Below are 2,693 nucleotides of genomic sequence, written 5' to 3' on the forward strand. Positions count from 1 at the left end.
ATCGAGGATCAGATCAAAACACTGTCCGAAGAATATACCGGAATCCAGCAAAAGGCGATCGATGATGCCGTAGCCCGTGGCGATTACGCTCCCGGTTCCGTAAATCTTCAGGACCGTTCCGAAGCAGATTGGGCAAAGCTGATGGATCAGGACGCCGACAACAGTGCGAATAATCCCGGTGTGGTAAACCTGGGTATTGAATAATCCAAGTAAAGTGTAACGTTATGTACAGAAAAAGAGAAAGAGAATTCCAGTATCCTCCCGGAATTGAAAAGATTATTGAGGATGTGATCGGTGGCGGGACGATTGACCGCAGAGATCTGCAGAACGCTTTGTTCAATGGCAAGGCGTTGGATGAGCTTCCTCCGATCGTGATCGTGGTGAAAGATCCGGAAACAGGGCTGTATCATGTATTGAAGACGGCAATGGCTTCCGATGCTGGCAGTGAAACAACTTATAAGGTGGCCAAGAATCATCTGTTCGGTGTGGGTGACTTCGTGACGATTGGTGGAGCTTTGACAGGCGCGTCCGATAAGATCACGGCTATCGATAAGAGTGATGCGGATTTCGACACGATTACGCTGGCTGCAACGATCGGGGCTGCAACAAAAGGTCAAGTATTGGTCCAGGTTAAAGACAAGCAGGCTGCGAAAGCTGCCAAGCTGCCTTATGATGGCGAATTGGTTGTCACGATGAATAAAGTCGACTTGACTGTAGCCAATCAGCAGTCCGGGTTATTGGTAAGAGGTACGGTAAACGAATCCTGTATGCCGTTCCCGGTAGATAAGGGCCTGAAGGCATTAATGCCGTTTATCCGTTTTGTGTAATCCATTAAAATCAGATATATGGAAAGAAGTTTAATTAAGCAGGTGAATAAAAAGAACATGGCTGCTCGTTTGAATACCCGCCATGTGAAACCGGTCGTTTTCCCGAACTTCTTCGGGGTGAAAAGAAAGACCTCTTTGAAGTGGGAGACGCTAACCGGTGAGAAAGGCGCTCCGGTAATGGCTGACGTAATCTCTTTTGATGCTTCCGCTCCGCAGAAAACGCGCGAGATGATCAGCAAGCTGTCCGGTGATATTCCGAAGACAGCCGTTAAGCGTGGTATGAACGAAAGTGATTACAACGAATACAAGCAGTTGGAACGTGATGCGCAGGGGGATGCCGACCAGTTGGCATTGTTGAACCTGGCTTTCAAGGATCAAGATTTTGTATATAATTCCGTTCGTGCCCGTTTTGAATGGTGGTGTATGCAACTTATGAGCCGTGCCGGTTTCCATCTGTCCGCCAAGAACAATGGTGGTGTCGTAACGGCCGAGTTTGTCGGTTGTGGTATGCCGAAGAAGAACCAGCGTAAATCAACTGTAGATTGGAGTAATGCTGCAACGGCCAATGGTTTGCAGGATATCGAAGATACGGTTGTCGCTGCTTCTGCCGAAGGGGTTACGATTCGGTATGTCGTAATGCATGTAGCGGATTTCTCCTTGCTGAAAAAGCAGAAATCAACGTTCGACACATTGAAGGCATGGGTTAATTCGTCTTCAAAAATATTGGTGACGAAAAATCTTATCAACGAGTATCTGGCCGAACAGGAAATTCCGGTGAAGATCATCACTGTGAATCCGTCTGTCCGTATCGAGGATAAGGCTCATCGTCGTAAAACTATCAATCCGTGGGAGCGTAAACGTGTATGCTTCTTGGAGGATCTGAAAGTTGGCGATATCCAACACGGACCGATTGCAGCCGAATCTTCCGCTACCTTGCAGAAGATAGCCCTCATGGTGAAACAGGATTGGGTATTGGTAACCAAATGGTCTGAGCTGGAACCGTTCAAGGAATGGACGAAGGCGGAAGCAAATGCTATTCCTGTTGTGAATGATCCGGATGCCATGTTTATCATGAAAGTGGATGGCCAGGACTGGAATGTTTCCGAAGATACCGAGGGTACGGATGATATCCCGGCAACATTCTTGGGCGAAGCCGTTGAACCGGAAGATCAGACGATTCAGGATACCGAAAACGGAGAATAACGGCCATGGATAAGACGATCCGAGATACAATACTTGCTTATCCCGGTCTTGCCGACTGTGAAGATTTTTTGGACAACGTCGTTTTGCCGGGACGCGGCCTTGAAGGTACAGAGGATAGTAAAACGATAGATATCCAAAAACAAAAGCTGGTGGCTGCCGACCTCTATTCAATGGTCGGCGGTCTGCCGGACTTCACAGAAAACAAGCTTTCTCTCACATATCCCCGATCTTGGTATGATGCTACGGCAAAGCGTTTGTACCGGGAGGGAGGAGAGCCTGAAAAAGCAGAGTTGATAGGTAATAAAATCGAAGTCCCTCGTGGGCGTTCTGGCGGGCGATGGTAAAACGGTATTCACATACGGCAATTGTAACGATCCAATCCGGAGCATTGGTAAAGGGTGAATGGGTTGCCGGAGTATCTCAGGATATTGAGGTCAAAGGTCAGTATTACCCATCTAACAGCGGGCAACAGGTGAAACAGAATGCCGATGGGAAAGAGTTTATCGTACATGGTGAATTTTCGACGAAGGTACGCCCGGTGTCGGATGTAAAGCATATCCGGATTGATAGTATAGGACTTGATGTCAATATTATCTGCTGGGAATCATTTCAGACTCACTCTGTAATTTATGTTTAGTGATGGCGAGGAAAGGTGGTTTGACT

General features: G+C 47.5%; 4 protein-coding genes and 1 pseudogene. All 5 read left to right on the top strand.

Features of this window, described 5'->3' with window-relative positions; genetic code table 11:
- A pseudogene (locus H8S65_RS20615) lies at positions 1-204 on the top strand (hypothetical protein); the annotation flags it as partial.
- A gap of 20 nt (positions 205-224) precedes the next feature.
- Complete coding sequence (locus H8S65_RS20620; RefSeq protein ID WP_186931685.1) at positions 225-827, top strand: hypothetical protein; 603 nt, start codon at positions 225-227, stop codon at positions 825-827.
- An 18-nt stretch (positions 828-845) separates the two neighbouring features.
- Entirely contained in the window at positions 846-2,030 is a 1,185-nt protein-coding gene (locus H8S65_RS20625; RefSeq protein WP_186931686.1) for a major capsid protein, read from the top strand.
- Positions 2,031-2,035: 5 nt separating this feature from the next.
- Positions 2,036-2,374, top strand: coding sequence for a hypothetical protein (locus H8S65_RS20630; protein WP_186931687.1), 339 nt, complete (start codon positions 2,036-2,038; stop codon positions 2,372-2,374).
- Entirely contained in the window at positions 2,368-2,667 is a 300-nt protein-coding gene (locus H8S65_RS20635) for a hypothetical protein (protein WP_186931688.1), read from the top strand. Before H8S65_RS20630 ends, H8S65_RS20635 begins: the two co-directional genes overlap by 7 nt.
- The last annotated feature ends 26 nt before the right edge of the window (positions 2,668-2,693 follow it).

The organism is Parabacteroides hominis, assembly GCF_014287585.1.
In the GTDB taxonomy this organism is placed as follows: Bacteria; Bacteroidota; Bacteroidia; order Bacteroidales; family Tannerellaceae; genus Parabacteroides; species Parabacteroides hominis.